The sequence below is a fragment of the Romboutsia maritimum genome, from assembly GCF_002251085.2.
GTDB classification, from domain to species: Bacteria; Bacillota; Clostridia; order Peptostreptococcales; family Peptostreptococcaceae; genus Romboutsia_B; species Romboutsia_B maritimum.
The window spans coordinates 1-1,476 of sequence record NZ_NOJZ02000076.1 but is presented as its reverse complement, the minus strand read 5'-3'; the positions used below and the strand labels follow the sequence as shown (position 1 = coordinate 1,476).

Genomic DNA, 1,476 nt, shown 5'->3' with positions numbered 1-1,476 from the left:
CCAAAGTTAAACAATTCTAACACCTCCACTAAAGATAATATTAATAAGATTATTATTTACAAATTAAGGAGGATTTATTCATGAATTTAAAAAAATATAAAAGTTATACATTTGCAGAATATAGAATGATTCAAAATGAAGATTTAAAAATAGTTGATAAGATGATAGCTCATATAAAAAAAAATAAAAAGAATTATAAAAGATTAGTTATTCTTGTAGCAATAGTTTTATTAAATGACACTAGCATTATATTCGCAGATACAAATTTAGCTGCTATAGATACATTAGGTAGTAAAATGCTTGAAGTAGTTAGAGTAGTAGGATACTGGTATTCAGTTATTATGTGTAGTGTTGAAAGTATAAAAGCAGCTATGAATGGTACTACAAATAATATAACTTCTATCATATTTAAATATAGCTTATTATTCGGAACTTTTTATTTTGTACCAACTATATTTGATATGATTAAAACAGTATTTTAGGAGGTATGTATAATGATAAAATTTATTAATTTCTTTAAAAATATACCTGCTGAATTAGTAGCAGCATCGTATTGGATATGTTTATTCGTAGCATTATTTTCAATATTAGCTATTATGTGTGGATTTAAAGATAAGGGGAAGTGGGTTAGTTTTTCAATTTTAATAGATATAGTTATATGTGCGGTATTATAGGAGGGATATTATGACTATTAAAAGCATGAAAATGAGTGATTGCTTTCAGATAAAGAAACCTACTTATACTTATCTTAAATTAATACCTAATAATTCTATTAGAAACTATAATTCAGATAAAATAGCCAAGGTTATAAATAAATGCTACAGATCGATATCAGAACGCATATATAAGGAAGAGAAAAAGTTTTTTTACAATGCACCTTCTAAAATAAGTTACTACATTTATATAACTAAAAATAATTGTGAATTTTATTTTATAGTTCCTTTATTTTATAAAAACTTATTTATAGAAAAAACAAATGATTGCTGGAAAAGAATTACAGTAGAAGTAGTTACAGATGTACCTAAATTTAAAGATGATTGCACTAAATATGCTTTAAATTATACAAAAGAGGATGCATTAAGTTTAAATATAGATAAAAGAAGTAATATGCTATTGAGTAGTAATTTAAATGTAGTTGAGATACTAGATGATACAGATAGAATAGGAATATTTTACAACTTTATACCTAGCTCTAACTATGCTCAATTTAGTTGGAGAGGACAATACAAGCAAACTATAGATAAATATAAAAATTTAGAACCAGTTGATAGAAATAAAATAGATAAGAAGTATATAGGCAAAATGTTTATACATTTCTTATTAAATACAGTAGATAATTTTATATCAGCATTGCAGAGTGTATTAAATGTAGAAACTAAAAAAGAAGATAATCAAAGTTTAGAGTTAGCTATATCTAGAGCGTTCGGTCAAACTAAAAAGATAAGTAATAGTACAATTAAAAAAGAAGAAGCTACT

The 1,476-nt window shown here is 24.4% G+C and carries 3 protein-coding genes; all 3 read left to right on the top strand.

Features of this window, described 5'->3' with window-relative positions; translation table 11 throughout:
• The first annotated feature begins 80 nt into the window (after positions 1-80).
• A complete protein-coding gene (locus tag CHF27_RS13715) occupies positions 81-482 on the top strand; it encodes a hypothetical protein (RefSeq protein WP_095405404.1) in 402 nt (133 codons plus the stop codon).
• A gap of 12 nt (positions 483-494) precedes the next feature.
• On the top strand, positions 495-674 hold the full coding sequence (locus CHF27_RS13710) for a hypothetical protein (protein ID WP_115976356.1): 180 nt from the start codon (positions 495-497) through the stop codon (positions 672-674).
• Positions 675-684: 10 nt separating this feature from the next.
• Positions 685-1,476, top strand: a 792-nt coding sequence (locus CHF27_RS13705) for a hypothetical protein (RefSeq protein ID WP_330409813.1), incomplete at its 3' end; no start/stop codon positions are given.

Excerpts from the sequence above, each read along its gene's own strand:
- CHF27_RS13715 (WP_095405404.1), top strand. The coding sequence starts at position 81 with ATGAATTTAAAAAAATATAAAAGTTATACATTTGCAGAATATAGAATG.
- CHF27_RS13710 (WP_115976356.1), top strand. The coding sequence starts at position 495 with ATGATAAAATTTATTAATTTCTTTAAAAATATACCTGCTGAATTAGTA.